The following is a 562-nucleotide window of genomic DNA, read 5'->3' on the forward strand; positions in this document are numbered from 1 at the left end:
TGTCCTATCACCCTATTAAAGTATTAAGCTGAAGGTTTGTCGTATTAAAATAACGATTAGCGTCTGCCGGCAAATTCCATCGTAAAGTGGTAGTTCTCATCGATTGCCATTGGCTTGCGATCTACTTTACGAAAATCCCGTGCTTCTTCAGTCCATAGAAAAGGATAAAACGAAAAAACTTGATTACCATTCAACGATTTGACGTCTTCACTCCAGTCTTTCCATTTAAATGTTTCATAAAACTGTCTGATATCCCCTTTCAAAGCCCAAAAAACAAAGTCCGAATAGCCACATTCCAAACTTTCCCATTGCAAGGTATCTTGAGCAAAATAATAGACCTGTCCAATAGCATCTCCCAGAGCGCCGGCATTGATGGCAAAATAACCACCCAAAACATCGTCAGCTATAAGAAGAAATCCTCCTTTTTCGCCTTCCTTGTCAAAACTTTTGCCCTTATTCCACTCCATAATTCCGCGGTTCAGCTTTGGCGAACCGGAGCCTAAAATTCGCAACCAGCCACCATCGATCAGTATACCACCGCTTTGATGAATAATGGCCCCCA

General features: G+C 41.8%; 1 protein-coding gene. It reads right to left on the reverse strand.

The genetic code is table 11. The annotated features are described in order from the left end of the window. Positions 1-56 precede the first annotated feature (56 nt). On the reverse strand, positions 57-562 hold a 506-nt coding region (locus tag B2X72_RS14915), incomplete at its 5' end, for a DUF2625 family protein (protein WP_286850295.1).

The sequence above is a fragment of the Sphingobacterium sp. UBA7253 genome, assembly GCF_002472745.1.
Classification (GTDB): Bacteria; Bacteroidota; Bacteroidia; order Sphingobacteriales; family Sphingobacteriaceae; genus Sphingobacterium; species Sphingobacterium siyangense.